The sequence below is a fragment of the Parvibaculum sp. genome (assembly GCF_035511255.1).
In the GTDB taxonomy this organism is placed as follows: domain Bacteria; phylum Pseudomonadota; class Alphaproteobacteria; order Parvibaculales; family Parvibaculaceae; genus Parvibaculum.
In genome coordinates this window covers 1-26,487 of the sequence record NZ_DATKFR010000105.1, presented here as the reverse complement: position 1 = coordinate 26,487, position 26,487 = coordinate 1, and the positions used below count along the sequence as shown (strand labels likewise).

Annotated in this window: 21 protein-coding genes and 1 tRNA gene; 13 read left to right on the top strand and 9 right to left on the bottom strand. The window is 63.2% G+C overall.

All coding sequences use genetic code 11. The features are described from left to right. The coding region (locus VMR03_RS03680; RefSeq protein WP_325402396.1) for a phytoene/squalene synthase family protein at positions 1 to 726 on the top strand (726 nt) is incomplete at its 5' end. Here VMR03_RS03680 and trmFO read toward each other — a convergent pair. The 6 genes from trmFO to VMR03_RS03650 all read right to left on the bottom strand — a co-directional run bounded on the left by trmFO (position 727) and on the right by VMR03_RS03650 (position 11,602). After that, positions 727 to 2,121, bottom strand: coding sequence for a methylenetetrahydrofolate--tRNA-(uracil(54)-C(5))-methyltransferase (FADH(2)-oxidizing) TrmFO (trmFO, locus tag VMR03_RS03675; protein ID WP_325402394.1), 1,395 nt, complete (start codon positions 2,119 to 2,121; stop codon positions 727 to 729). A gap of 52 nt (positions 2,122 to 2,173) precedes the next feature. Next, entirely contained in the window at positions 2,174 to 3,604 is a 1,431-nt protein-coding gene (locus VMR03_RS03670) for an amidase (protein ID WP_325402392.1), read from the bottom strand. A gap of 9 nt (positions 3,605 to 3,613) precedes the next feature. Further along, positions 3,614 to 5,041 (bottom strand): amidase, encoded by a 1,428-nt coding sequence (locus tag VMR03_RS03665; RefSeq protein WP_325402390.1) that lies wholly within the window; start codon positions 5,039 to 5,041, stop codon positions 3,614 to 3,616. A 92-nt stretch (positions 5,042 to 5,133) separates the two neighbouring features. Further along, complete coding sequence (locus VMR03_RS03660) at positions 5,134 to 7,239, bottom strand: alkaline phosphatase D family protein (protein ID WP_325402388.1); 2,106 nt, start codon at positions 7,237 to 7,239, stop codon at positions 5,134 to 5,136. A gap of 63 nt (positions 7,240 to 7,302) precedes the next feature. Continuing rightward, positions 7,303 to 10,248, bottom strand: coding sequence for an excinuclease ABC subunit UvrA (uvrA, locus tag VMR03_RS03655; RefSeq protein WP_325402386.1), 2,946 nt, complete (start codon positions 10,246 to 10,248; stop codon positions 7,303 to 7,305). A gap of 193 nt (positions 10,249 to 10,441) precedes the next feature. Next, entirely contained in the window at positions 10,442 to 11,602 is a 1,161-nt protein-coding gene (locus VMR03_RS03650; protein WP_325402384.1) for a phosphatase PAP2 family protein, read from the bottom strand. Between the two features lie 271 nt (positions 11,603 to 11,873). Between VMR03_RS03650 and VMR03_RS03645 the strand changes: the two genes are divergently transcribed. The 9 genes from VMR03_RS03645 to VMR03_RS03605 all read left to right on the top strand — a co-directional run bounded on the left by VMR03_RS03645 (position 11,874) and on the right by VMR03_RS03605 (position 20,383). Then, entirely contained in the window at positions 11,874 to 12,353 is a 480-nt protein-coding gene (locus VMR03_RS03645; protein WP_325402382.1) for a single-stranded DNA-binding protein, read from the top strand. 15 nt (positions 12,354 to 12,368) lie between these two features. After that, the gene (locus VMR03_RS03640; protein ID WP_325402380.1) at positions 12,369 to 13,235 is read left to right on the top strand and encodes a protein phosphatase 2C domain-containing protein; all 867 of its coding nucleotides are present in this window, start codon (positions 12,369 to 12,371) and stop codon (positions 13,233 to 13,235) included. A gap of 337 nt (positions 13,236 to 13,572) precedes the next feature. Continuing rightward, positions 13,573 to 16,269: a DNA gyrase subunit A gene (gyrA, locus tag VMR03_RS03635; protein WP_414693143.1), complete on the top strand. Its 2,697-nt coding sequence runs from the start codon at positions 13,573 to 13,575 to the stop codon at positions 16,267 to 16,269. Between the two features lie 10 nt (positions 16,270 to 16,279). Then, on the top strand, positions 16,280 to 16,807 hold the full coding sequence (gene coaD / locus VMR03_RS03630) for a pantetheine-phosphate adenylyltransferase (protein ID WP_325402378.1): 528 nt from the start codon (positions 16,280 to 16,282) through the stop codon (positions 16,805 to 16,807). A gap of 70 nt (positions 16,808 to 16,877) precedes the next feature. Next, positions 16,878 to 17,447, top strand: a complete 570-nt coding sequence (locus VMR03_RS03625) for a peptidylprolyl isomerase (RefSeq protein ID WP_325402376.1) — start codon at positions 16,878 to 16,880, stop codon at positions 17,445 to 17,447. Between the two features lie 10 nt (positions 17,448 to 17,457). Beyond that, complete coding sequence (locus tag VMR03_RS03620) at positions 17,458 to 17,925, top strand: peptidylprolyl isomerase (protein ID WP_325402374.1); 468 nt, start codon at positions 17,458 to 17,460, stop codon at positions 17,923 to 17,925. Between the two features lie 78 nt (positions 17,926 to 18,003). After that, the gene (queA, locus tag VMR03_RS03615; protein ID WP_325402372.1) at positions 18,004 to 19,062 is read left to right on the top strand and encodes a tRNA preQ1(34) S-adenosylmethionine ribosyltransferase-isomerase QueA; all 1,059 of its coding nucleotides are present in this window, start codon (positions 18,004 to 18,006) and stop codon (positions 19,060 to 19,062) included. Beyond that, positions 19,059 to 20,210 (top strand): tRNA guanosine(34) transglycosylase Tgt, encoded by a 1,152-nt coding sequence (gene tgt / locus VMR03_RS03610; protein WP_325402370.1) that lies wholly within the window; start codon positions 19,059 to 19,061, stop codon positions 20,208 to 20,210. The genes queA and tgt overlap by 4 nt, the downstream gene beginning before the upstream one ends. 97 nt (positions 20,211 to 20,307) lie before the next feature. After that, positions 20,308 to 20,383, top strand: a tRNA-Lys gene (locus VMR03_RS03605). On the opposite strand, the gene VMR03_RS03600 is transcribed toward VMR03_RS03605, so the two are convergent. Further along, on the bottom strand, positions 20,378 to 21,574 hold the full coding sequence (locus VMR03_RS03600; protein ID WP_325402369.1) for a glycosyltransferase family 87 protein: 1,197 nt from the start codon (positions 21,572 to 21,574) through the stop codon (positions 20,378 to 20,380). The two genes, VMR03_RS03605 and VMR03_RS03600, sit on opposite strands and share 6 nt — an antisense overlap. 125 nt (positions 21,575 to 21,699) lie before the next feature. On the opposite strand from VMR03_RS03600, the gene VMR03_RS03595 reads away from it, so the two are divergent. Further along, complete coding sequence (locus VMR03_RS03595; protein WP_325402367.1) at positions 21,700 to 22,077, top strand: hypothetical protein; 378 nt, start codon at positions 21,700 to 21,702, stop codon at positions 22,075 to 22,077. A gap of 3 nt (positions 22,078 to 22,080) precedes the next feature. Here the strand turns inward: VMR03_RS03595 and VMR03_RS03590 are convergent, their stop codons facing one another. After that, a complete protein-coding gene (locus tag VMR03_RS03590; RefSeq protein ID WP_325402365.1) occupies positions 22,081 to 22,728 on the bottom strand; it encodes a carbonic anhydrase in 648 nt (215 codons plus the stop codon). 17 nt (positions 22,729 to 22,745) lie between these two features. Beyond that, complete coding sequence (locus tag VMR03_RS03585; RefSeq protein WP_325402363.1) at positions 22,746 to 23,627, bottom strand: esterase/lipase family protein; 882 nt, start codon at positions 23,625 to 23,627, stop codon at positions 22,746 to 22,748. Between the two features lie 345 nt (positions 23,628 to 23,972). Here VMR03_RS03585 and VMR03_RS03580 point away from each other — a divergent pair, with 345 nt between their 5' ends. Together VMR03_RS03580 and VMR03_RS03575 are read left to right on the top strand one after the other, a co-directional pair. Beyond that, positions 23,973 to 24,281, top strand: coding sequence for a hypothetical protein (locus VMR03_RS03580; RefSeq protein WP_325402361.1), 309 nt, complete (start codon positions 23,973 to 23,975; stop codon positions 24,279 to 24,281). Between the two features lie 156 nt (positions 24,282 to 24,437). Continuing rightward, complete coding sequence (locus VMR03_RS03575; protein WP_325402359.1) at positions 24,438 to 26,390, top strand: nucleoside-diphosphate sugar epimerase/dehydratase; 1,953 nt, start codon at positions 24,438 to 24,440, stop codon at positions 26,388 to 26,390. Positions 26,391 to 26,487: the final 97 nt, after the last annotated feature.

Here is a 26,487-nt window from a genome sequence, read left to right as displayed (position 1 = left end):
GCGGAGATTGCGCGCATCCGCGAAGCCGTCAGCGAGCCGATGCTCGGCCAGATCAGGCTGCAATGGTGGCGCGAGACGATCGAGGCATTGGAGGCGGGCGAGGCGAGGGGGCACGACATCGCCATTGCCCTGTCCGCGACGAGAACGATTGCGCCGCTTCCAGCCAGCAGGCTCATGGCGCTGATCGACGCCCGCGAGCGCGATCTCGACGAGACGCCTTTCGAGGATATGGCGGCGCTCGAGGCCTATGCCGAAGCGACATCCTCCGGCCTGATGACGCTCGCCGCGACGGTACTGGCGAGCCCGCAGCTCGACGCGGTGGACAAAGCGTCAGCGACGATCAAATCCGCAGGCATCGCCTACGCCCTGACCGGCCTTTTGCGCGCGATGCCGCTCCATGCGTCGCAGGGAAAGCTCTTTCTGCCGCTCGATCTACTGCGTGCGCACGACATCGATCCGCATCGGATATTTGCCGGGGAGATATCGGAAGGGCTGCGCTTCGCCATCACCGAGATTGCGGCCCGGGCGAGGACACATCTGATGGAGGCGCGACGTTGCGGGGCCGACAGGTCGATCCTTCCGGCCCTTCTCCCGGCGGCGCTTTGCGACCGCTACCTCGACATCATGACGGCACCGGATTTCGATCCGTTCCGGCAGTCGACCGAGGTTCCGGCTTTTATTCGCCAATCGAGACTGTTCGGACGAAAGCTCGCGGGCCGTTTCTGACTATTCCGCCGCCTCGGCCTGCGGCGTGAGCCAGCCGGCGAGGTCGGCCAGCGCACGGGACGTATAGGCGCGCTTGCGGGCGGGGCCTTTCGCCTTGCCGCGCGGGCGCTTGCCGTTCTCGTCGAGCGTCGGTTCAACCGGCGGGAACAGGCCGAAATTGACGTTCATCGGCTGGAAGGTCTCGGCATTGGCGTCGCCCGTGATATGGGCGAGGAGCGCGCCGAGCGCCGTGGTGCGCGGCGGCGGCGAGGGCAAGCGCCCGAGCCGTTCAGCGGCGGCGAAACGACCGGCGAGAAGTCCCATCGCCGCGCTCTCGACATAGCCTTCGACGCCCGTGACCTGGCCGGCGAAGCGCAAGCGCGGTTCGCCCTTGAGGCGCATCAGACCGTCGAGAAGCTTGGGGCTGTTGAGGAAGGTATTCCGATGCAGTCCGCCGAGCCGCGCGAACTCCGCGCCTGCAAGACCCGGAATGGTGCGGAAGACGCGCGTCTGCTCGCCGTGTTTCAGCTTCGTCTGGAAGCCGACCATGTTGTAGAGCGTGCCGAGTGCATTGTCCTGGCGAAGCTGGACGATTGCGTAGGGCTTCACACCCGGATTATGCGGATTGGTGAGGCCGACCGGCTTCATGGGCCCCCAGCGCAACGTCTCCGGACCGCGCTCTGCCATGACCTCGATCGGCAGGCAGCCTTCGAAATAGGGCGTGTTCTTTTCCCATTCCTTGAAGTCGGTCTTTTCGCCTTCGATCAGTGCCCTGATGAAGGCGTCGTACTCCTCCTGCGTCATCGGGCAGTTGATGTAGTCCTTGCCCGTCCCGCCCGGTCCCACCTTGTCGTAGCGCGACTGGAACCAGCAGACCGACATGTCGATCGACTCGCGATAGACGATCGGCGCGATTGCATCGAAGAACGCGAGTTCCTCCGCGCCGGTGAGGGAGGCGATGGCCTCGCCGAGCGCGGGCGAGGTGAGCGGACCGGTCGCGACGATGACATTGTCCCAGTCGGCGGGCGGAAGCCCCGCGACCTCGCCGCGCTCTATGGTGACGAGCGGGTGGGCGGTGAGCAGTTCGGTCACGCGCGCCGAAAAGGCATCCCGATCGACCGCAAGCGCGCCGCCGGCCGGCACCTGAGCCACATTCGCCGCCGCCATGACCAGCGAACCGGCGCGCCGCATTTCCTCGTGGAGAAGGCCGACCGCGTTCTGTTCGTGATCGTCCGAGCGAAAGGAATTGGAACAGACGAGTTCCGCGAACCCCTCGGTCTGGTGCGCATCGGTTTTGACCAGAGGCCGCATTTCATGCAGGACGACGGGAACGCCGGCCTCGGCGATCTGCCAGGCCGCCTCGGAACCGGCCATGCCGGCACCGACGACGTGAACGGGTTGTGTTTGCTTGCTCATGGGGGAGGGGATAGCACGAACCGCCCCGGGCCGTCATGACCCGCTTTGCGGGCTAGTTCCACACCGCCGGTTTCCGGTCCTTCCATGGAAGCTCTTTTTCGAGCTGCCCGGCGAGACGGAAGAGCGTCGCTTCGTCGGCGTAGCGGCCGGTGAACATCATGCCGATGGGAAGTCCGCCGGCGCTCTGCCAAAGTGGCAGGGACAGCGAGGGCTGGCCGGTGAAGTTGAAGGGCGGCGTGAAGGGGAAGACGACGCCCTGCCGCCGGTTCACTTCCTTCGGCTCCAGATTGACCGGATCGACGAAGCCGATTTCCGGCGGCGGCGTACCCATCACCGGCGAAAGATAGACATCGAATTCCTCGAAGGTCGCGAGGATCTGCCGGTTCAACAACCGCAAGGTCTGCCAACCCCACAGGGCCTGCTCGCCGGTGAGCTTGCGGCCGGACTTCATGGCCGCCCAGGTGAGCGGCTCCAGTTCATGCTGTTCCGGCTCGCGCCCCTTCGCTTCGATGAGGCGTCCCATGCCGGCGGCGAAATTGGACGCCGAAACACATCCCTGCGCGCGGTAGAGCGTCCGGTAATCGACGCCGAGCCCTCTATGCACCAATTCGTGGCCAAGGCTTTTCAGCGTCTCGGCGGTGCGTTCCAGCGCCGCCTGAACTTCCGGGTCGATCGGGCGGCCGGACGGCGTTTCGCTCGACCAGGCGATGCGCAACTTGCCGGGGCTCTTCGTGATCTCTTCCATATAGGGCCGGGCCTTGGGCGGCGGCGCATAGGGCGAGGCCGGCTCAGGGTATCCCGTCGCGTCGAGCATCGCCGCGCTGTCGCGGACCGTGCGGCTCACGACATGATCGACGCTGAAGCCGATGGCGCGGTCGTAATCGTCCGGACCCTGCGGATTGCGGTCGCGGGTGATCTTCATGCCGACAAGGCCGCAACAGGCGGCGGGAATGCGGATCGAACCGAGCCCGTCGCTCGCATGAGCGAGCGGTACGATGCCGGCTGCGGTGGCGGACGCCGCGCCGCCCGACGAACCGCCGGAGATATGGTTGGTGTTCCATGGCGACCGGCAGGGGCCGAGCAGGGCGGATTCCGTGGTGCCGGTGATCCCGTATTCCGGCGTATTGGTCTTGCCGACGAGAACGACGCCGCTGGCGCGGAAACGCTTCGTCAATTCGCTGTCTTCGCTATCGACGACGTCGGCAACGAAGCGACTGCCGCTGGTGCGCGGCCAGCCCGTAACCTTCGTGCCGAGATCCTTGATGAGAAACGGCACACCCTTGAAGGGACCGTCGGGAAGCTTCCCTTTCGCGGCGGCGCGCGCATCGTCATAAGCCTTGTAGACGATGGCATTGAGCGCCGGATTGTGTTTTTCGATCCGGGCGATCGCCTCCTCGGCGAGTTCGAGCGGCGTCACCTCGCCCTTGGCCACGAGCTCTCCGAGGCCGAGGCCGTCATACTTCGAATAGTCCTCAAAGCTCATGACGCGCTCCTAGTTCCAGATTTTCGGATGCTTGTCTTTCCACGGCCGCGCTTGTTCGAGCTGCGCCGCGAGGCGAAGCAGCAGAGCCTCCTCGCCGAAGCGGCCGGCGAACATCATGCCGACAGGAAGACCGTCGTCCGACCAATGAAGCGGCAGCGAAATGGCGGGCTGGCCTGTCGCATTCTCGAGCGCCGTGAACGGGACGTAGTCGATCACCGGCGCGAAAGCCTTCTGCGGATCGCGCTCGTGAATGTCGATCGTGCCGAGCTTGAGCGGCGGCGCGCCGAGCGTCGGCGTGAGCCAGACGTCGTGGGCTTCCATGAAGTGCGCCATCTGGCGCGACATCATTTGCACCTGCGCGATCGCCATCTGGTACTCAACGGCCGTGATCTGTTTGCCGGCCTGATAGAGCCCCCAGGTCAGCCCTTCGAATTCATTGTCGCTCGGCGTCCGCCCGGTCATCATCGCCTGCACGTCGATCTGTACGGCGAGCCCGGCCGCCCAGAGCGCCATGAAGGCGCCCGAAAGCATTTCCATCGGCAGTTGCGGCGCCGCTTCGACGACCTCATGACCGAGATCGGCGAGAAGCTTCGCCGTCTCCTCGACGCCCTTCACGCATTCGGGGTGAACCTTCTTGCCATCGAGCGCCGTAACGCTGAAGGCGACGCGCAGCTTGCCGGGATTGTGCCCCACTTCATCGAGGAACGGCCGCTCGACCGGCGGCGCGTAATAGGGGTCGCCCACCTCATGGCCATGTGTGCAATCGAGCATGGCCGCCGTGTCGCGCACACTGCGCGAAACGATATGCTCGTGAATAAGCCCGCCCATGACATCGCCGAGGTCGGGCCCGAGGGGATTGCGTCCGCGTGTCGGCTTGAGGCCGACGAGCCCACAGCAGGAGGCGGGAATGCGGATCGAGCCGCCGCCGTCATTGGCATGGGCGATCGGCACGATGCCGGCCGCGACCGCCGCCGCCGAACCGCCCGAGGAACCGCCGGTCGAATGATCGGGATTCCAGGGATTGTGCGCCGGTCCGTAAAAGGCGCTTTCGGTCGTCGGCAGCAGGCCGAATTCGGGTACGTTGGTCTTGCCGAGAATGACGACGCCGGCTTTCTTGAAGCGCGCCGTCAGCGTCGAGTCCCGCGTCGCCGGCATGCCGCTCATGAAGCGCGAGCCCGACTGCGTAGGCACGCCTTCGTGGTCGCCGAGAATGTCCTTCAGCAGAAAGGGGACGCCCTTGAACGGACCGTCGGACGGCGCCTTCGCCGCCGCGCGTCCCTGATCGTACATTTTGGTGACGACCGCGTTGAGCGCTGGATTGTGCTTTTCGATCCGTCCGATCGCTTCCTCGGCGAGTTCCACCGCCGAGACCTTGCCTGACTTTACGAGTTCCGCAAGTCCGAGTGCGTCATGCGACGCGTAGTCCGAAATTCCCACCTTTGACCCTCCGCGGCGGCGTGCGGGCTCTTTGCGACCCGCCTCCCGACCGGAAGCTTAGGGGGAGACGGCGCGAACGCAAAGCCGGAACATCACGCCTCGATGTGCGACCAGGGAAAGGAGGGCGCGCCCTCGAAAGTCGGCCCCTCGAGCTCAGGCTCCGCGCCACCCGGCCATGACTTGACCGTGAAGCGGGCGCGCCGGAGAACCGGTGCGCCGTCGGGACCGGCATCCTTCGAGACGTCGCCGACATTGACGAGTTCGACCTTCATCGCCTCCTCGGTCAGCGTCGCGACGCCGAAGCCATGCGAGTTCGAGTCGAGAAAGGAAAGGCCCGGACTCGCGCGCTCGTTGCGGAACATCTGGCCGACCTTCACGGAGTTTGTGTAGTTGGCGATGATGCCGGCGCGCAATCCGTTGACCAGCGTGTTGTTGAAGTTCTCGAGTTTCGTACCGTCATCGTCGATCTCGACCGCGCGATGAAAGAAGGCGCTGGTGCGCGCGCCGCGCTCGGCGCCGCTATACATCGAGCCGGAGCTGATGCCCGTGGTGACGAACTCGACGGCCGCATAGGAAAAAGTCTCGGCGTCGGGATCGACCGGCAGGCGGCCGGCGATATGCGCGTGATAATCGCCCGAGCAGGAGACCACATTGCCGATCTTCGCTTCCTTCAGGAAGCCCATGAGCTCCTTCAATTCACCGGGATAGCCCTGCCACGCATCGACGCCGACATAGCCGTCCTCGAGGCCGGCGAAGGGCAAGCTCGAAAAATCGATCCGCATCGCGAGCGCCGGCACGCTGTTCGCCCAGATCCGCCAGCTCGCCTTCGACGCCTGCATCACCGACTTGAACCACGCCTTTTGCGGCCCGCCCATATGTGTGCCCGGCGGCGCGGTGCGGCGCGGATTTGCGATTTCGCGATCCTTGTAGGCGATCTTCTCCGGCGGTTGCCCGTTTTCAGCCATGCGCCCCGCGTCGAGCAGCTTGACGATCCGCACGGGGGCAAGCGGCGCGCCTTTGGTGAGTTTCTTTACCTCTTCGGTCATCACCGGCGGACTGCGGTAGCTCCTGAGATCGGTGATGACGAGATCGAGCATCGATCCCCATGAGAGTGCGCGGTAGATGCTGAGACTGCCGATCGCCTTCAGATTGTCGGGACCCTGCAGCAGAAAATTGTCGTCGGGCTCGCCCGCCGGCGCGTTCGTGACTTTCGCGGGCACGAAATCACGCGCGGGCGATTTGATGTCGGCGAAATCCGGCGCATCGGACAGCATCGCTGGAATGAATTCGAACCAGGCCTGATTGGCCGCGAGCTTGCGCGTCTGCGCAGGTTCGCCATCGCCGAAATAGGTGTCGTGCGCCTGCCAGCAATCATTCGTGAATTCGTGATCGTCCCAGGTGTGGATGAAGGGAAAACGCGCCCGCGCCGCCTGCAAGTCGGGATCGGTGAGATAGAGCTTATAGAGGAAACGATAGTCGGCCAGCGTCTCCGGCGCCTGGCCGCCCGGTTGCCAGTTTGTGCGCTTGCCATCCGGCTCCCAGGGCTTCGACCCGTTCGGGAGACGACCGACGAGCCGGACGGGCTTCTCGCCTTCCGGCACATCGCCCGTGTGCTCATAGATGAAATCGCCGAGATGCAGGACGAATTCAATCCGGTCCTCCGGTTTCGCCGCCGCGTCGTCGTTCACCAGACGGCGATAGGCACCGTAATAGCCCTGCTCGTAATTCTGACAGCAGAGAAAAGCAAAGCGCACGGGCCGCTTCGCACCGCGTTTGGGCGCCGTGCGCGTCCGGCCGGAGAAGGGTGCCTGATCGCTGCCGGCAAAGAAGCGATAGTAGTAATGCGTGTCGGGACGAAGCCCGTTTACCAGCAGCCGCACCGTATGATCGGCCTGGGGCAGGGCGCGCACGGAACGCTCCACCACGAGCCGCGTGAACGCCTCGTCCTCGGCGACCTGGACAAAGACGTCGATCGCCTCATTCGTCGAACCGTCGATGGGCTCGACGCGCGTCCAGAGCATGACGGCGGAGGGTTGCGGATCGCCGGAGGCGAGCCCTTGCGGAAAATGATAGAGGCCGGGCGAGGCCTCGGCGCGGGAAAGCCGAGACGCAAAGGGAAGCGGAGACGCACCGACCGCGAAGCACCCCGCCGTCGCGGCGAAGAGCTTCATGAATTCACGACGATCGAATCCAGCCATCATGCCCCCAAGGCCCGGTCCGCCGCCTTTATAGGCGGTTTGGGCCTGCGGGCAAACGGGGGCCTACTTGCCGCGTGCCGTCTTCTTCGGCTTCGAGGCCGCATCGCTGCCCCGCGCGGGGCGGCGCTTGAAGTGTTCGGCGAGGTAATGGCCGGTATAGCTGCGCGGTTCCTTCGCGACATCCTCAGGCGTCCCCGCCGCCACGATCTCGCCGCCGGAATCGCCGCCCTCGGGACCGAGGTCGATGATCCAGTCCGCCGTCTTGATGACTTCGAGATTGTGCTCGATCACCACCACAGAGTTGCCCTGTTCGACCAACTCGTGCAGCACTTCGAGGAGCTTTGCGACGTCATGAAAATGCAGACCTGTCGTCGGCTCGTCGAGAATGTAGATCGTGCGGCCGGTCGATCGCTTCGACAGTTCCTTGGACAGTTTGACGCGCTGAGCTTCACCGCCCGAGAGCGTCGTCGCCTGCTGTCCGACCTTGATGTAGCCGAGACCGACACGCTGCAAGACCTCCATCTTGTCGCGCACCGCCGGAACCGCCTTGAAGAATTCGGCGGCCTCGTCGACGGTCATTTCAAGAATGTCGGCAATCGACTTGCCCTTGAACTTCACCTCGAGCGTCTCGCGATTGTAGCGGTGCCCGTGGCACGTATCGCATTCGACATAAACGTCGGGCAGGAAGTGCATCTCGATCTTGATGACGCCGTCGCCCTGGCAGACTTCGCAGCGCCCGCCCTTGACGTTGAAGGAGAAACGGCCGGCCTTGTAGCCGCGCGCGCGCGCCTCCGGCAGTTCCGCGAACCAGTCGCGGATGAAGGTGAAGGCGCCCGTATAGGTCGCGGGATTGGAACGCGGTGTGCGACCGATGGGCGACTGGTCGATGTCGATGATCTTGTCGAGATGTTCGAGGCCGAAAATCTCATCGAAATCGCCGGGATGATCGCGCGTGTCGTTGAGACGCCGCGCGACCGCCTTGTAGATCGTCTCGATCAGCAGCGTCGACTTGCCGCCGCCGGAAACACCCGTGACGCAGGTGAAGGTGCCGAGCGGAATTTCCGCCGTGACGTTCTTGAGATTGTTCGACTTCGCGCCTGTGACCTTGAGCCACTTGCCGTTGCCCTTGCGCCGCGTCGCCGGCACGTCGATCTGCCGAAAGCCCGTGAGATACTGACCGGTGAGGCTCTTCGGGTTCGCCATGATCTCTTCGGGCGTGCCTTCGGCGACGACCTCGCCACCGTGAATGCCGGCGCCCGGACCGATATCGACGACATAATCCGCGAGCCGGATCGCATCCTCGTCATGCTCGACGACGATCACCGTATTGCCGAGATCGCGCAGCCGCTTCAGCGTTTCGAGCAGGCGATCATTGTCACGCTGATGGAGGCCGATGGATGGCTCGTCGAGAACGTAGAGAACGCCGGTGAGGCCGGAGCCGATCTGCGAGGCGAGCCGGATGCGCTGGCTTTCGCCGCCTGATAGCGTGCCCGAGTTGCGCGCGAGCGTCAGATATTCGAGACCGACATTGTTGAGAAAGTGCAGGCGCTCGCGGATTTCCTTGAGCACACGGCCCGCGATCTCGTTCTGCTTGGCGGTCAGATGCTGCGAGAGTTCCGAGAACCAGCGGTCGGCGTCGCGGATCGACATCTCCGAAACCTGGCCGACATGCAGCTTGTTGATCTTGACGGCGAGCGCCTCGGGCTTCAGACGATAACCGCCGCAATCGTCGCATTTCGTGATGCCCTGGAAGCGCTCGATCTCCTCGCGCGACCACGAAGAGTCCGTCTCGCGCCAGCGGCGTTCGAGATTGGGAATGACGCCCTCGAAGGGCTTCGTCGTTTTGTAGGAGCGAAGCCCGTCGTCATAGGCGAAGGTCACCGGATCGTCGCCCGTGCCATAGAGAACGACCTGCTGCGCTTTCTTCGGCAGTTGCGACCATGGCACGGTCACCGAGAACTTGTAGGCCTTGGCGAGACTGTCCAGCGTTTGCGTGTAATAAGGCGACGTCGATTTCGACCAGGGCGCGATGGCGCCTTGCCGGAGCGAGAGGCCATGATCCGGCACCACAAGGTCCGGGTCCATGTAATGCTGCGTGCCGAGCCCGTCGCAAGCCGGGCAGGCGCCGAAAGGATTGTTGAATGAAAAGAGCCTGGGCTCGATCTCGTCGATGGTGAAGCCGGAAACGGGGCAGGCGAAGCGCGAGGAGAAGATGATGCGCTCCGGCTCCGCGCCCTTCTTGGCGTCGGCGAATTCGACGACTGCGATCCCGTCGGCCAGACCGAGCGCGATTTCGAAACTGTCGGCAAGGCGATTGCCGAGATCCTCGCGCACGACGAGGCGGTCGACGACCACGTCAATGTCGTGCTTCAGCTTCTTGTTGAGCGCCGGCACCGCATCGATCTCGTGAAAGGTGCCATCGACCTTGACGCGCTGGAAACCCTTGCGCTGGAGGTCGCCGAATTCCTTTCGGTACTCGCCCTTGCGGCCGCGCACCATCGGCGCGAGCAGATAGAGCCGCGTGCCCTCCGGCAGCGCCATGACGCGGTCGACCATCTGGCTGACCGTCTGGCTTTCGATGGGAAGCCCGGTCGCCGGCGAATAGGGAACGCCGATGCGCGCCCAGAGAAGGCGCATGTAGTCGTAGATTTCGGTGACGGTGCCGACCGTCGAGCGCGGATTGCGCGACGTCGTCTTCTGCTCGATCGAAATGGCGGGCGAGAGGCCGTCGATCTGGTCGACATCCGGCTTCTGCATCATCTCGAGGAACTGGCGTGCATAGGCCGAAAGGCTTTCGACATAACGCCGCTGCCCTTCGGCATAGATCGTGTCGAAGGCGAGCGACGATTTGCCGGACCCCGAGAGCCCCGTGATGACAATCAGCTTGTCGCGCGGCAGCTCGATCGAGATGTTCTTGAGGTTGTGCTCCCGCGCGCCGCGCACGGCGAGCACCTTCGACGAAGCGGGAGAGCTAGACACCGGGGACGCCGGACGCGATGCGTCAGCCATGGACCGTTTACTCGTTGACTTGCGAGGGGAGGGCATTCGCTTTGCAATGTAAGTTATCGGGCGCGGCAAACAAGCAGCACACCCCGGGCGATGGATGCATTCGCACCGTTCGACCGCCGCAAGAGCGGCGAATCTGCGGCTGCCCTGGCATTATGCAGCGAAACCCTATGAAACGCCAGAACAAAAAGAGAACTTAAATACGGGTCATCGCCGGGCGTTTGAGGCCGATAGCAAAACGGGAAGCCGCAGAAGTCGTTCGGCGCGGATGAACCAGATCTGTTAGCCGTCCCGCTGCGATCCATATCGCGGTGGCGGCGAGCGCCCCGGCCACGCCATCCATTGCATAATGAAAAGCAAGAAGGAAGGAACCGAGAAAGATCATCAGCGCGAAGATGGAATAGGCAAGGCCGGCGAGAAGCCCGAGCCGCCAGCCATGGATTGCGAGGACGGCGGCCATCGTCACATGAAGGCTCGGCATCGCCGAAATGCCGCTGCCGCCCATATCGCTGCGCGCGACATAGAGTTTCCAGAGGACATCCTGAACCTGCAGGGCCGTGAGGTCGTACCCGGCATTCTGGAGATTTCTCAGATGTGCCAACAAACCGTCGAAAGGTGTCGAGGCATTCAAAAGGTGCGGGAGGAAAGCGGGACCGGCGGACGGAAAAAGGATGGCCGCGAAAGAGCCGACCAGGCCCCAGCAGGCGGTGACCGTCAGCAGAAATTGCAGCCGGAGGTGGGGATCGCGGAAAGAGAACATGCGCCAGACGAAAGTGGCGCAGAGAAGCGGAAACCAGAGGTAATAGGTATCGTTCAAGAGCATGACGGTCCAGGGATGCCTGAACAGTGTCTCGAAATACGTCCAGAAGGGCTTTCCTCCGTTCAAAGTTTCAGTCAGACGGATGATCGGTGTGTCATAGGAGAATGGCTGCAGATGCCCGATCAGGACCTTGACGGAGAGAAAGGTCCCGAGCACGAAAGGCGTACTCGCCAGAACAGGAAGCACCCGGACGATCCGCTCCGGTCGTAGAAGATCGCTGGCTCTTACCTCCGCGGCCAACCGACTGAGGTCGAAGCGCCGATACTTCACGAGATGGACGGCAAACTGGATGGCGAACCAGAGCGTAAGCGTCGCGGCAATCGGCGCGAAGATCGCGAGCGCCAGGTCGCCGATATTTCGGGCGAGCAACGACGCCGCGTCGGGTGTGCTGAGCGTCAGCAGCGCCCAGGCGGCCAACAGATAGAAAAGGCAATAAGCGAGGAAATGCCGATGCTCGATCAGCGAGACGCGCAGGAGCGGGAACCAACCCATATGGGTTGCGGGCTGGCACTCATCGTTCCATGTACTTCCGTCCACGCGCAAACTCCCGGGCTGAGAAGAAGAATTGCCGTTTTCCTTTAGAATTTGGTTAATACCTGACATTGCATTTGATGTGGATGTCGATTAGAACAATACAAGAACATGCAGCCGACCCGTTCCGATTTCAGTGATATGTTCTTTTCCTGTGGATATTCCGGGCGGCGGTCTGCGAATCCGGGCCGGTGCCTGTATGGTGACCCCTGAATCGTCAATTGAGTGACTGGCTTGGACGCCTAGAGGCGTCCCTGCGGAGCATCGGAGCAAAAACATGGCAGGCAGCGTCAACAAGGTCATCCTGGTCGGCAATCTGGGGGCCGATCCCGAAATTCGCAGGACGCAGGACGGCAGGCCGATCGCCAATCTCCGGATCGCGACGTCGGAAAGCTGGCGCGACAAGAACACGGGCGAGCGCCGCGAAAAGACGGAGTGGCATCGCGTCGTGATCTTCAACGAAGGCCTCTGTAAGATCGCCGAGCAATACCTGAAGAAGGGCTCGAAGGTTTACATCGAGGGCGCGTTGCAGACCCGCAAATGGACCGATCAGTCCGGCCAGGAAAAATATTCGACGGAAATCGTGCTGCAGGGCTTCAATTCGTCGCTCACCATGCTGGACGGCAAGGCCGGCGGCGGTGGAGGCGGTTCCTCCTCGGGCGGCGGCTACGACGACGACGATTTCGGCGGCGGCAAGAGTTCCGGCGGCGCGAAGGGCAGCTTCGCCCAGGACCTCGACGACGAAATTCCGTTCTGATGACGCGGGAGCCCCATGCTCCAGATCCTCGACGCGATCACCGATCCCGGGCATGAGGCAAAGCCGAACGAGGATGCGTTCGGACATGGGCTCGCCCATGCATGGGTGATCGACGGCGCGACCGGCGTTGCCGATGATGAGCTTCTCGACGCGCCGAGCGACGCCCATTGGCTGGCCCGGGAGGCGAGCGCCTATTTCGCCGATCATGCGGAGCGGCACGGGGCCGATCTCGCCGGGCTGACGCGGAGCGCCATCGAGGAGCTGGTCCGGCGCTTCGAGACGGGCAGGCGGCGCGAGCCGAAGGGCCGCTACGAATTGCCGTCGGCCGCCATGACGCTGGTTCACAGCGACGGTGCGCATCTCCGCTGCGCCAATTTCTCCGATTGCCGGCTGGTGCTGCTGGCCGACGACGGTGAAACGACGATCCTTGGCGATCACCACCTTGATCGCGAAGCTTCCGCCCGCCGTCGTACGGCGGAGCTGGTCTCGGGTATCGCACCCGGCGCCGATATGCGTTCATCGCCCGACGTGATGCGATATTTGCGCGCCGCCCGCAATCGTCAGAACACGGAGGACGGGTACTGGATTCTCGGTCTCGATCCCCGCGCGACCGCCTTCATGCGGAACTGGGAGTTACCGCTGACCAAACCTGTCACGGGCCTGCTGATGACCGACGGTTTCGCCTCGCTGGCCTATGACTATGAGCGCCTGACGCCGGCCGAACTCGCTCGTCGTGCCGGCGACGAAGGTCTGGCATCTCTCGTTTCCGAGATCAGAAAAATCGAGCGGGAAGAAGACCCCGACCTGCGCCTTTACCCTCGATTCAAGCGTTCCGACGACGCAACGGCGGTGCTTTTCAGGGCCATCCCCGAAAGCCGCTGACGTATCCCAAAAATGTTCGTGTTTTTTCAATAAATACAATAACTTATAGGGCCGCGTCCGGCGCCTTTCGGGTTGCCGCAAAAGCCGGGACCTGCTAGTCTCCGCGACAGTCAAATCAAGGGATTCGGACGTCGTTTTCCGGGCTCCTTTTCGGTCCTTCGGGCGCCGCGCGATCGGAGATCGCTGGCGCCCTCTAACGTTAGAAAAGCATTTGTCCGACACTTCAGACAGCGACATTCCGGGCGACGAGCCGACCCCGGGCGACGGGGGCGGTTTGGGCTCGGACGGCACATCGGGCGGCGGTTCCGCGACGCCGCCGGAGAGGGACGTCTCTCCGATCACCATCGAAGACGAGATGCGCCGCTCCTATCTGGATTACGCGATGAGCGTGATCATGAGCCGCGCGCTGCCCGATGCGCGCGACGGCCTGAAGCCCGTGCATCGCCGCATTCTCTTCTCGATGAGCGAGAACGGCTACGACTGGAACAAGCCCTACCGCAAATCGGCCCGCGTCGTCGGCGACGTCATCGGTAAGTATCACCCGCATGGCGACCAGTCGATTTACGACGCCCTCGTGCGCCTCGCGCAGCCCTTCTCGATGCGGCTGCCGTTGCTCGACGGGCAGGGCAATTTCGGCTCGATCGACGGCGACCCGGCCGCCGCGATGCGTTACACCGAAGTCCGTATGGCGAAAGTGGCCCAGGCCCTCGTCAACGATCTCGACAAGGAAACGGTCGACTTCCAGGACAATTACGACGGCTCGGAAAAGGAGCCGGTGGTCCTGCCCGCCGAGTTTCCGAACCTGCTCGTCAACGGCGCCAACGGGATCGCCGTCGGCATGGCGACCAACGTGCCGCCGCACAATCTCGGCGAAGTCATCGACGCCTGTATCGCCCTGATCGACAATCCGGCGGTCACCATCGAGGATCTGATCGAGCACGTCCCGGCGCCCGATTTTCCGACCGGCGGCATCCTGCTCGGCCGCGCAGGTTCGCGCTCGACCTATCTCACCGGCCGGGGTTCGCTGACGCTGCGTGGCAGGGTCGAAATCGAGGAAATGAAGCGCGATCGCCTCGCCCTTATCGTCACCGAAATTCCCTATCAGGTGAACAAGACGACGATGATCGAGCGCATCGCCGAGCTTGTGCGCGACAAGAAAATCGAAGGCATCGGCGACCTTCGCGACGAGTCCGACCGCGACGGCATGCGCGTCGTCATCGAGTTGAAACGCGATGCCGTGCCGGACGTGGTGCTGAATCAGCTCTACAAGTTCTCGCCGCTGCAAACGACCTTCGGCTCCAACATGATGGCGATCCATCGCGGTCGCCCGGAGCTGATGAACCTGAAGCAGTTCATCGAAGCCTTCACGCATTTCCGCGAGGAAGTCGTGACGCGGCGGGTCAAGTTCGAACTCGGCAAGGCGCGCGACCGCGCGCATGTCTTGGTCGGCCTCGCCATAGCCGTCGCCAATATCGACGAAGTGATCCACCTCATCCGCACCGCGCCCGATCCGGGAACGGCGAAAGAGCGTTTGATGGCGCGCGACTGGCCGGCGGGCGACATCGCGCCGCTGGTCGAGCTGATCGCCGATCCGCGCCACAAGCTCTCGCCGGACGGTACCTACAAGCTCTCCGAGGCGCAGGCCAAGGCGATCCTCGATCTGCGCCTGCAGCGCCTGACCGCGCTCGGACGCGACGAAATCGCCGACGAGTTGACGGCGCTCGGCGAAAAGATCGCCGATTATCTCGACATTCTGCGCTCGCGCGTGCGTGTGCTCGCGATCATTCGCGACGAGCTCACCGCCATCAAGGCCGAGTTCGCGACGCCGCGCCGCACTGAAATCGCCGAAGCCGAGGGTGAGTTCGAGGACGAAGATCTCATTCAGCGCGAGGACATGGTCGTCACGGTAAGCCATCAGGGCTACATCAAGCGCGTGCCGCTCTCGGCCTACCGCGCGCAACGCCGCGGCGGCCGCGGCCGGGCCGGCATGGCGACCAAGGACGAGGATTTCGTCAACCGCCTCTTCGTCGCGAACACGCATACGCCGGTGCTCTTTTTCTCGTCGACCGGCATGGTCTACAAGCTGAAGGTCTGGCGTCTGCCGCAATCGACGCCGCAGGCGCGCGGCAAGGCGATGATCAACCTCCTGCCGCTGAAGCAGGGCGAGACGATCACCACCATTATGCCTCTGCCCGAGGACGAGAAGACCTGGGCGAACCTCCACGTGATGTTCGCGACGCGAAACGGCAACGTCCGTCGCAACGAGCTTTCCGATTTCATCCAGATCAACCGCAACGGCAAGATCGCGATGAAGTTCGAAGGCGAGGACGAAGGCGACTCGATCGTGGGCGTGCAGATTTGCACCGAGGACGACGACGTATTGCTGACCGTCGCGAACGGCCGCTGTATCCGTTTTCCCGTCACCGACGTGCGCGTCTTCTCTGGCCGCAACTCGACCGGCGTGCGCGGCATCCGCCTCGACGGCGACGACAAGCTGATCGCCATGAGTATCCTGCGCCATGTCGATGTGACGCCGGCGGAGGCTCGCGCTTATCTCAAGCAGGCAAGCGCCATGCGCCGCGCCGTGTCCGGCGAGGGCGAGGAACCGGAAGCCGAGATCGTGGAGGCCGATGAGGGCGAAGAGGAGGTGTCGGAGGATCTGACGCTTTCGACCGAACGCTACACCGAACTCGGCGCACGCGAGCAATTCGTGCTGACGGTGAGCGAGAAGGGCTTCGGCAAGCGCAGTTCCTCCTACGACTACCGGACCTCGGGCCGCGGCGGCAAGGGCATCATTGCGATGACCGTGACGCCGAGGAACGGCAAGCTCGTCGCCTCCTTCCCGGTCGAAGAGCAGGACCAGATCATGCTCGTCACCGATCTTGGTCAGCTCATTCGCTGCCCGGTCGACGATGTGCGCGTCGCGGGCCGCGCGACGCAGGGCGTCACCATCTTCCGCACCACGGCGGACGAGCGCGTGGTCTCCGTCGAACGCGTCGACGAAGCGGGTGAAAACGGTTCGGACGGCGAATAGGAAGCGAGCGATGGCAAAGCGGCCGGCGACACAACGGACAGGTCTTTATCCGGGCACCTTCGACCCGATGACCAATGGCCACCTTGATATCATCCGCCGCGCCTTGACGCTGGTCGATCATCTCGTGGTGGCGATCGGCATCAACGCGACCAAGACGCCGATGCTGACATTCGAGGAGCGCGCCGCGCTCATCGAGGCGGAAGCCGGGCCGATCGCGCGAAAGCTCGGCGCGAGGATCAGCACGGCTTCGTTCTCGGGCCTCGTCGTCGATGCCGCGGACGCACATGGCGCCAATGTCATCATTCGCGGATTGCGCGGCGCGGTGGACTACGAATATGAAGTCCAGATGGTCGGGATGAACCGCCTGATGAATCCGAAAGTCGAGACGGTGTTTCTGACCGCCTCGCCCGAGACGCAGTTCATCTCCTCGACACTGGTGCGCCAGATCGCGGGCATGGGCGGTGATTTTTCGGCTTTCGTCCCGAAGCGCGTCGAGAAGAAAGTACTGGCGCGCCTGGCCAAACCCGGTCGAAAGTAGGCCGCTACGTAAAAGGCAGGCGTCGATTTGCAGACGGCGCATGCAAACCGAAACCATCAGGGAGAGATCGATGCGTCGTCTGACACGTCTGGCGTTCGCCTTCGTCGCGCTTATCTTCGCGACCCAAACCGTTTTCGCGGCCGATGCCGCCGCGCCGGCGCCGAAACTCGATCCGGAGAACACGATCTATCTCGACCTCAAGGATGGGCGGGTGGTCATCCAGCTTCTTCCGAACGTGGCCCCGAAGACCGTCGAGCGCATCAAAACGCTGACGCGACAGGGCTTCTACAACGGGCTGACATTCCACCGCGTCATCGACGGCTTCATGGCCCAGACCGGTGACCCGACGGGCACCGGCATGGGCGGCTCGAAGCTCCCCGACGTACCTGCCGAATTCAGCCAGTCGGAATCCTTCACGCGCGGCGCGCTCGGCATGGCGCGCTCGCAGGACCCCGACAGCGGCAATAGCCAGTTTTTCATCTGCTTCGACGATTCGACCTTCCTCGACGGCCAGTACACGCTGTTCGGGCGTGTCGTCGAAGGCATGGACAATGTCGACTACATCAAGCGCGGCGAGCCGCCGAGCAATCCGGACAAGATCATCCGGATGCAGGTCGCCGCAGACGTCAAAAAGAATTGAGGCTGAAAGCATGAGCACCGATCTCGAAAACACTCTCTATCTCGATCTGAAGGACGGCCGCGTCGTCATCGAACTGCGGCCGGACCTCGCACCAAAGCACGTCGCCCGCATCAAGGAACTGACGCGCGAAGGCTTCTACAACGGTGTCGTCTTTCACCGCGTGATCGACGGTTTCATGGCCCAGGGCGGCGATCCGACCGGAACCGGCTCGGGCGGTTCGGGCAAGAAGCTTCCGGCGGAATTTTCGTCGGAGCCGCATGTGCGCGGCGTCTGCTCGATGGCGCGCGCGCAGGACCCGAACAGCGGCGACAGCCAGTTCTTTATCGTCTTCGACGATGCCCGCTTCCTCGACAAGCAATACACGGTCTGGGGCAAGGTCACGTCGGGCATGGAATTCGTCGACAAGATCAAGCGCGGCGAGCCCGTTCGCGATCCCGACCGCATCGTGAAGATGCAGGTGGCGGCCGACGCGGCCTGACGCCTCGTCCAGCCTGTCTCGTCGCGAGACCGAACCCCTCCCCATCAAGGGGAGGGGCTTTGTTTTGGCCGGTGAAAAATGCGTGTCGACGAATTCGACTTCGAGCTTCCAGAGGAACTGATCGCGCTCAGGCCAGCAAGGCCGCGCGACAGCGCCCGTATGCTCGTCATCGGTCCCGCGCCGGGCCACCTTGCGGACGAGGGGGTACGCGATCTTCCGGGCCATCTGCGGGAAGGCGATGTACTCGTCTTCAACGACACACGCGTCATCCCGGCGCGCCTCTTCGGCACCCGCCGTCGCGGCGAGGCGGAAGCGAAGATCGAGGCGCTGCTCCACAAGCGCGAGGACGCCGCCCGTTGGCTCGCCTTTGTGCGTCCGGCCAAGCGCCTGAAGGAAGGCGAGCGCGTCGATTTCGCCGAAGGGCTCTCGGCCGAAGTCGAAAGGCGCGGCGAGGGCGGGGAGGCGCTGTTTCATTTCTCGGCCTCGGGTCCCGACCTCGACGCCGCCATCCTCCGCGCCGGCGAAATGCCGCTGCCGCCCTATATCGAACGCAAGCGCGGTACCGACGAGGCGGACCTCACCGACTACCAGACGCTTTATGCCCGCGAGCCCGGCGCGGTCGCCGCGCCGACGGCGGGCCTTCATTTCACGCCGGAGCTCCTCGCGGCGGTCGAGGCGCGCGGCGTCGCGACCGTGCAACTGACGCTCCATGTGGGCGCCGGCACGTTTCTGCCCGTTGCAGCCGAGACGACGGAATCTCATAAGATGCATGCCGAATGGGGCGAGATTGCCATGGCGGAAGCCGAAGCGATCAATACGGCCCGCGCAAAAGGAGGCCGCATCGTCGCTGTCGGTACGACCTCGCTCCGCCTGCTCGAAACTTCGGCGACCCCCGACGGACAGATAACGCCCTTCAGGGGCGAGACGGATATCTTCATTACGCCAGGCTACCGCTTCCGTGCCGTGGACATGCTGATGACGAATTTTCACCTGCCGCGCTCGACACTCTTCATGCTGGTCTCGGCCCTTCGCGGCCTCGACGAGATGAAGCGCGCCTATGCGCATGCGGTGGCGGAACGCTATCGCTTCTATTCCTATGGCGACGCCTGTCTCATCTATCGCGGGGATGCCGCATGAGCCTCTTCCGTCACGAGTTGAAGGCAACGGACGGCGCGGCCCGTACGGGCGTGATCCATACGCCGCGCGGTGAGATTCGCACGCCCGCCTTCATGCCGGTCGGGACGGCCGCGACCGTGAAGGCGCTCTACATGGATCAGGTGCGCGAGGCCGGGGCCGACATCATCCTCGGCAACACCTATCACCTGATGCTCCGTCCCGGTGCCGAAGAGGTCCATGCACTCGGTGGGCTGCACAAATTCGCGAACTGGCCCCATCCAATCCTGACCGACAGCGGCGGCTTCCAGGTCATGTCGCTGACCAGCCTGCGCAAGATGACGGAGGAGGGCGTCACCTTTGCCTCGCATCTCGACGGCTCGCGGCATCTGCTGACGCCGGAGCGCTCGATCGAGATTCAATGCCTGCTCGGTTCCGACATCCAGATGCAGCTCGACGAATGTACGCCGTTCCCGGCAACGGAGGAGCAAGCGCGCGTCTCGATGGAGCTTTCGCTCCGCTGGGCCAAACGATCCAAGGCCGCATTCGAGGCGCAGCCGCACCGCAAGGAAGGCCAGGCGCTTTTCGGCATCGTGCAGGGCAGCACCTATGACGATCTCCGCGTCCGCTCGGCGCAGGGTCTGATCGGCATCGGTTTCGACGGCTACGCAATCGGCGGCCTCGCGGTCGGCGAGGGACAGCCCGAAATGCTTCGCGTCCTCGACGTCACCGTGCCGCTGCTGCCGAAGGACCGCCCGCGCTATCTGATGGGCGTGGGCACGCCGGATGATCTCGTCGAGGCGGTGCGCCGCGGCGTGGATATGTTCGATTGCGTCATGCCGACCCGCAACGGTCGTCATGGCCTCGCCTTCACGCGGCGCGGCCGCGTCAACCTCCGCAATGCGCGTCATGCAAAGGATCCGCGACCGCTGGATGAGGCAAGCACATGCCCCGCCGCTCGCGACTACAGCCGCGCCTATCTGCACCACCTCATCAAATCGGGCGAGATGCTGGGCTCCATGCTGGTGAGCTGGATCAATATCGCCTATTACCAGGAATTGATGGCGGGGCTGCGCGCCGCCATTGCGGCCGGGGAACTCGAGGCCTTTACCGCCCGTTTCAAGGTCGAACAGGCGGCTGGCGACATCGCGCCGTTTTCGACCGATTTGTGAGATAATTTGCCGGATGCCGCGCGGCGGTTGACCCGGAGGGGCGGCGCCGTTAGGTTCCCGCCACCTCCGCCGGACGCACCAGCCTCCGGCAATTCGGGAGCCCGTAGCTCAGCTGGTAGAGCACTCGACTTTTAATCGAGTTGTCCTGGGTTCGAGCCCCAGCGGGCTCACCATTTTCCGATCCTTTGCGCCCTCCACCCGATCACACCGGCAAGCGCCGCGTAAGTGAAGGGCCCTACCGGAAAGCGCAGGCTGGGAAAAAAGAGCGGGAGCAGAAAGGCAAAGCCGAGCGCCGCCAGTTCCATCTTCGTCAGGGCGAGCCGACCGTCGTCTTTCAGCAGAAACAGAATTGCCATCACGGCGATCGGCAGATCGTAAACGCAGCTATAGGGCGAGAGTACAAGTGTCGCCGTCGCGAGCGCCGCCGCCTTGAGCTCATACGGCGTCCTGCCACGCCAGATCGCCAGAGTGGCGAGCGCCGCCACGACCCCGACAATTCCATGGAGCATCCATGCGACGGGCGCGCCGAAGCCGAGCGATCGTCCAAGACCGTAAAAGCTCTGCACCTTGAACCAGGGCAACGCGCCGACATTCAACAGCTTGTCGTTCGCGGTGGTGACGGCCGCGATGAAGGCCGCATAGACGTCGACTCCGAAACAGAGTCCCGCGGCCAGAAAAAGCAGAACGACCGTCGCCGCGGCGCTCGCAAAGGCTCGCCAATTCCCAGAGACAATCAGGACGAAGGGAATGAGGACGCCGAATTGCGGCTTGAAGACGAGCGCTCCGAAAAGAACGCCGGCGAGCAACGGGCGCCGCTCGAGGAGCGCAAGACCGCCGCCGATCAGTGCGGCGCTCAGAAGCCCGTTCTGCCCGACGCAGACGCACCAGAGAACGGCGGGCGCGGCCAATGCGATCGGAAGAACGACGCGCTTCGGCAAGATCGCGCAGGCAGCGAGCAGATAGGCCGCCAGCGTCGTTCCAACCCAGATGACTGCGGCGTCGAAATAGGAAAACCAGCCAAGCGGGGCGACGAAGAAGAAGAAAACCGGCGGATAGAAAATCGGATAATGCGCCGCCGCGAAGGAGCGCCCGGACGCGGCTTCGACGATCGCGCGGAGCGCCCCCCAGTCATAGGCCAAAGCCGCCTTGCCCTCGACCGCGAGACGGCCCGCCGCCCAGAAGGCACTGAAGTCGAGCGGTGCTGGTGCGCCATTGAGATCGACGAGCCACAGGCCTTGCCGCGCGGCCTGCAGAAGCAGCCACGCGTCGCAGGCGATCAAACCAAAGCTAAGGACGACGAACAGCGTCCAGCGGTCCGGCTGGAAGCCGGCACCTCCGCGCATGCTGTCCGGCTCCTGCGACATGCCTTGCTCCCCGTGGTCGTCCGCTCCGACGCTAGGCGCTCCATGGTTAGCAAGTCATGAAAATGTTTGTGCTGTCCGCCGGCTGGAATCGTCTATAATGCCCCTCATTAATTCAGGGGGAGAACATGCCGGACAGTCCGAAAATCCTGTTGATCGTCATCGCCATTTTCGAAGCCGCCGTCGGGCTGCTTCTGGTCTCGGCGCCGGGCCGCTTCATAGCGAAAGCCCTTCCGGGCGTCGTGCCGGGCATCGACGGCATCACATCGTCGCGCCTCGCCGGCACGGCCCTGATCTCGCTCGCGGCGTTGGCCTGGCTCGGCCGCAACGCGACGGATCCGGCGGCACTTCAGCCTATCCTCGGCGCGCTGCTGATCTACAACGTGCTCGCCGTCGTCAATCTCTTCTATCAGGGCGCGAAGATTTCCTCCGGCGCCTTCGGGCCGGGCATCGTCCATCTGATCCTGACGGTGGCGCTGTTCTATTACTGGCGGCAGGCCGTCTGAAACTCAGGCCTTGTCGGCCACGTCTACAAACCGGACCTGAGCCGGATCGTAGACCGACAGCACACCGCTGCCGATACCGTAGAACCAGCCATGGAGCCGGAGGCGGCCATCCGCCTCCCGCTCGCGGATGAACGGAAAGGTGCGCAGCATTTCGAGCGAGCGGAGCACCGCCCGCTGTTCCATCTGGCGCAGCATGGCATCCTTGTCGAGATGCGCATGCGTCTTGCGCAGATCGTCGGCGACGTCCTGTACGAGCGACATCCAGCCAGCGACGAAATCGCCCTTGGGCGGGTTGCCGAGGCCGCTCTGATAAAGCGCCTCGATGCCGCCGCAGCGCGCATGTCCCATCACGATCACGTCGGCGATGTCGAGACCGGTGACGCCAAATTCGATCGCAGCGCTGGTGCCGTGATAATGAGTGTCCGGCTCGTAGGGCGGCACGAGATTGGCAACGTTGCGAACGACGAAGAGTTCGCCCGGATCGGCCGAGAAGACCATCGCCGGATCGGCGCGGCTGTCGCAGCAGGCGATGATGAGTGCCTTGGGCTTCTGGGTCTTTGCCGCAAGGGCCCGGTATCGCTCCTCGTTCTGCCGATAGGTTCCCGTTCGAAAGGCGCGATAGCCTTCGATCAGACTTTCGATAGCGGTCATTGTTCACTCGATTGCGTCTAGGCCTGAACGGCGACCCCAGGGGCCGCGCGGGTCTTCAGGCGCGAGGGATAGAACCAGCGGGACAACACGCGAACGGGACCCACCGCATAGTTAAGCGGATCGAAAGGTACCCAGTCTTCCCGCTTTTCCGCAAGCCTGTCCGCAATGGCGATGAGGACCAGCGGGTTCACGCCCATGCCGCAATGCGAGCAAACGATCTCGATGTTCTCGCGGGGCGCGTCCTTGGCTTTCAGGTAGCGCTCGGGAATTTTCGTGGTCGCCGGATGCGCAACCCCGTCATAGACGCTGTAGATCGACACGAGCGGGACACCCGGCGGCGGTTCGGAGATGTTGAACTTGCCGTTCTTCACCTCTCGAAGATGGTCGTCGACGCTGCGCCCGGTGTAAAAGCGCATCACACGGGCCACGAGCGCGTTGACCTCGCGGTCCGTCTCTCCGAAATGCGCCGGGCTACCGAGCGTGATGACCCTGTCCACATCCTTGGGGAAGCGCCGTGCAAGCTCGCGCGCAAAAACACCGCCGAGACTCTGGCCGATGAGCGCCACGGGCCGGCCATGCTGGTCGGCGATTTCGCGCAGGCGGTCGCCCAGCTTGGCTGCGATCTCCTCCATATGATCCATGTCGCGGATTCCGCGATTCGTGCCGAGACCCCAGGATTGGGCGACGTAACCTGTATCGCGCAGAAACTGATTGAGCGGCTGGAGCGAGAATTCCGGCCCTGTGAAACCGGGAAGCGTCATCACCGGCGTTTTGCCGTCACCCTTACGCACGATCATGCGGAGAAGCGGTTCGCTGATGATCTTGGCGGCGAATTCGCCGCCTGCCCACAAAACGTCGCCTTGAAGGCGAAGCAGATCAAGCCCGGTGTGAAACGCCATTTTGTCCGGTATCCCGCTTGACGCGAGACTTCTCCTTCTGGTTTCCCCCAGGCCCACGACTCAGGCGTCTCAAGACCTATGAATAACTCTGCCTTAAATCCCCCAACGCAACATCCCCTAAAAAGGCCAATTTCAGCCCGGGATTGAAAACGCGCCAGACAGCAGAACGGGAGCCGCCGGCCCATTCCAGTGACGTTTTTTTGTGCAACCGCCCAACTGCTAACCATAATCAACCAAGCGAACCGAAGGGCTTGCAGGCAATCGCGCGGTCGCGGCATCATCTGAAAGAGGCCCGAAACCTGCAATGGCGCATAGCCGTCACCTCGCTCGGTCCTGGGGGAATTAATGTCTGTTGTCACTTATCTGCAAAGCCTCTCGGTCGAGAGTGCCTTGCTGCTGCTCGGTTCGGTTTTGCTGTTCGCCCTTTTGGTCGCGCTACAGGTTCGCAACACGCGCTGGGTCCACCGTATGGAAAGCCTCGAAGAATCCATGGCCGCCCGGGCTCGTGTCGAGAAGCTGCTGACAGCCGTCGAGCGGATGTCGAGTGGCCCCGGGAAAGACAGGGCGGCCTCGAATCGGCCCATCGCCAAATCCAGCGCGAGAAAAGTGCCGGCTATCCGCACGCCCAAAGCCTCCTACAGACGGGCCCGCTGATTTCGCCTGCCGGCGTCTTTACGCCGGCACGCCTGTCGCGTCCAAAAATCCGCTCTGCTTCGTTACGCAGCCGCGCCGCACGGTGAAAAACCCGCGTGACGTGTGTGCGCGGGCTTTGCTTCCCCGCGAATTGCGGTACTATTTCCGGGGATGAGGATGATCGACAAATATCGTGCGCCGTTAATTTTTGTTGCCGACCTGATGATGGCGGCGATCTCGTTGCCTATTGCCGTTTACTTGCGACTGGGCGCAGCGGGCATTCTCTACAATATCCCTACGCTGACGATGCTGGTGGTGGCCTTCGTTCTGGTCGCGGCCCTGGTTCTCTGGCGTGCCCGCCTTCACCGTATCGCCTGGCGTTACGTGTCCGTAGACGATGCGCTGCTGATCGCCACCACCGCCGTCGCGATCAATCTTTTTTTCCTCGCCATGATGTTCTTCTGGACCAGGCTCGATGGCATTCCGCGTTCCTCGGTTCTCATCAACATCCTGCTGCTGACGGCCATGATGATCGGTTCGCGCCTGCTGATGCGGGTCTGGCACGAGCGCAGGTTCACCCGCGATGAAATTTTCGGTGCGCGCGCCGCCGTTCCCGTTCTACTGATCGGTGCAACGGACGAAGCCGAAGCATTCATCCTTACCACTGCGCGGGACCGAAAGGCCTCTTTCCGTGCCGTCGGCATCATCAACACCGGAACGCGCCCCGTTGGCGGTCTCGTGCGCGGCGTGACGGTGCTCGGAAATCTGTCGGAGCTGGAAGCGATTCTCACCCGCTTTGCTCTCAACGGCACTTGGATTGAGCATATCATCATCGCCGACCCGTCGATGCGCGGGCCTACGTTGCATGACATCGTGGATATCGCGAATTCACATTCGATCAAGCTCAACCGTCTTCCGGCCATGTCCGAGCTCCACGGAGCGGGCGGAGGCATGAAGGTAAGGCCCGTCGATGTCACGGACCTGCTGAGCCGCCCGCAGGCAGAACTCGATCAACCCTCAATGCTGCGGCTGGTGGGCGGCCGCCGCATCCTCGTTACGGGTGCAGGCGGCAGCATCGGTTCCGAACTCGTCCGCCAGATCGCCGCGCTCAAACCGGCCCATCTGACACTGTTGGAATTGTCGGAATACAATCTCTACGAGATAGACCGGCAGATCGGTGAGTTGTGGCCCGGACTGTCGCGGACGGCTTTCATCGGCGATGTAAGGGATGCGGTGCGCGTCGAACATGTTTTCTCGACTGAGCGGCCGGATCTCGTCTTCCACACCGCGGCGCTGAAGCATGTGCCGCTGCTCGAAACCCATCCGTCGGAAGCCGTCCTGACGAACGTCCTGGGCACATGTCGGATGGCCGATGCCTGCATCCGTCACGACATCGAGGCCATGGTCCTGATCTCGACCGACAAGGCCGCCCACCCGGTCAGCGTCATGGGGGCGTCGAAAAGAATCGCCGAGAGCTATTGTCAGTCGCTCGACATCGAAGGCCGCAAGCCCGGCGACGAACGCAACACGAGCCGCACGCGTTTCGTGACCGTGCGTTTCGGAAATGTACTGGGATCGGCTGGCTCCGTCGTGCCGCTGTTTCAAAAGCAGCTCGAGTCGGGCGGGCCGCTCACCGTCACGCATCCGCAGATGACGCGCTATTTCATGACCATCCGCGAGGCGGTCGAGCTTGTACTGGAAGCGGCGACATTGAAGTATGCCGGCCTCGAGCGCGGACACATCGTCGTCCTCGACATGGGCGAACCTGTCAACATTCTCACGATGGCAACACAGATGATTAAGCTTGCCGGGCTGAGGCCCGACAAGGACATCAAGATCGCTTTCACCGGGCTGCGGCCTGGCGAACGCCTGACCGAGACGCTCTTCCAGACCGACGAGGAACTCGTCGGAACCGGTCATGCCGGCTTGATGGTCGGGCGCCCGCAGGTCGCGGATCACGCCTTTGTCGGCAAGCTCATCGACAAGCTGCACGAGGCGGCGGTGCGGCACGACGATGAGGCCGTGCTGGAATTGCTGAATATCGCGGTCGCCGGCTTCGCGGATCGGCATACGAAAAATGCGCCGATCGACGTGCCTTTTTCCGGCGCGACGCAATATAGTGAAATATAAATTTATTTCCCGACAAAATATGGCCTATGCCACCTTCCAGGCCACTGGCGAGGCTGCCAGATAGAAGCCCCGGGGGCGGCGACCATCTGCCTCGCCC

What these genes read in the sequence shown, in the direction of transcription:
- trmFO (WP_325402394.1), bottom strand. Translation starts at nt 2,121, where the DNA reads ATGAGCAAGCAAACACAACCCGTTCACGTCGTCGGTGCCGGCATGGCC.
- VMR03_RS03670 (WP_325402392.1), bottom strand. Translation starts at nt 3,604, where the DNA reads ATGAGCTTTGAGGACTATTCGAAGTATGACGGCCTCGGCCTCGGAGAG.
- VMR03_RS03660 (WP_325402388.1), bottom strand. Translation starts at nt 7,239, where the DNA reads ATGGCTGGATTCGATCGTCGTGAATTCATGAAGCTCTTCGCCGCGACG.
- uvrA (WP_325402386.1), bottom strand. Translation starts at nt 10,248, where the DNA reads ATGGCTGACGCATCGCGTCCGGCGTCCCCGGTGTCTAGCTCTCCCGCT.
- VMR03_RS03645 (WP_325402382.1), top strand. Translation starts at nt 11,874, where the DNA reads ATGGCAGGCAGCGTCAACAAGGTCATCCTGGTCGGCAATCTGGGGGCC.
- VMR03_RS03640 (WP_325402380.1), top strand. Translation starts at nt 12,369, where the DNA reads ATGCTCCAGATCCTCGACGCGATCACCGATCCCGGGCATGAGGCAAAG.
- coaD (WP_325402378.1), top strand. Translation starts at nt 16,280, where the DNA reads ATGGCAAAGCGGCCGGCGACACAACGGACAGGTCTTTATCCGGGCACC.
- VMR03_RS03625 (WP_325402376.1), top strand. Translation starts at nt 16,878, where the DNA reads ATGCGTCGTCTGACACGTCTGGCGTTCGCCTTCGTCGCGCTTATCTTC.
- VMR03_RS03620 (WP_325402374.1), top strand. Translation starts at nt 17,458, where the DNA reads ATGAGCACCGATCTCGAAAACACTCTCTATCTCGATCTGAAGGACGGC.
- queA (WP_325402372.1), top strand. Translation starts at nt 18,004, where the DNA reads ATGCGTGTCGACGAATTCGACTTCGAGCTTCCAGAGGAACTGATCGCG.
- tgt (WP_325402370.1), top strand. Translation starts at nt 19,059, where the DNA reads ATGAGCCTCTTCCGTCACGAGTTGAAGGCAACGGACGGCGCGGCCCGT.
- VMR03_RS03600 (WP_325402369.1), bottom strand. Translation starts at nt 21,574, where the DNA reads ATGTCGCAGGAGCCGGACAGCATGCGCGGAGGTGCCGGCTTCCAGCCG.
- VMR03_RS03595 (WP_325402367.1), top strand. Translation starts at nt 21,700, where the DNA reads ATGCCGGACAGTCCGAAAATCCTGTTGATCGTCATCGCCATTTTCGAA.
- VMR03_RS03590 (WP_325402365.1), bottom strand. Translation starts at nt 22,728, where the DNA reads ATGACCGCTATCGAAAGTCTGATCGAAGGCTATCGCGCCTTTCGAACG.
- VMR03_RS03585 (WP_325402363.1), bottom strand. Translation starts at nt 23,627, where the DNA reads ATGGCGTTTCACACCGGGCTTGATCTGCTTCGCCTTCAAGGCGACGTT.
- VMR03_RS03580 (WP_325402361.1), top strand. Translation starts at nt 23,973, where the DNA reads ATGTCTGTTGTCACTTATCTGCAAAGCCTCTCGGTCGAGAGTGCCTTG.
- VMR03_RS03575 (WP_325402359.1), top strand. Translation starts at nt 24,438, where the DNA reads ATGATCGACAAATATCGTGCGCCGTTAATTTTTGTTGCCGACCTGATG.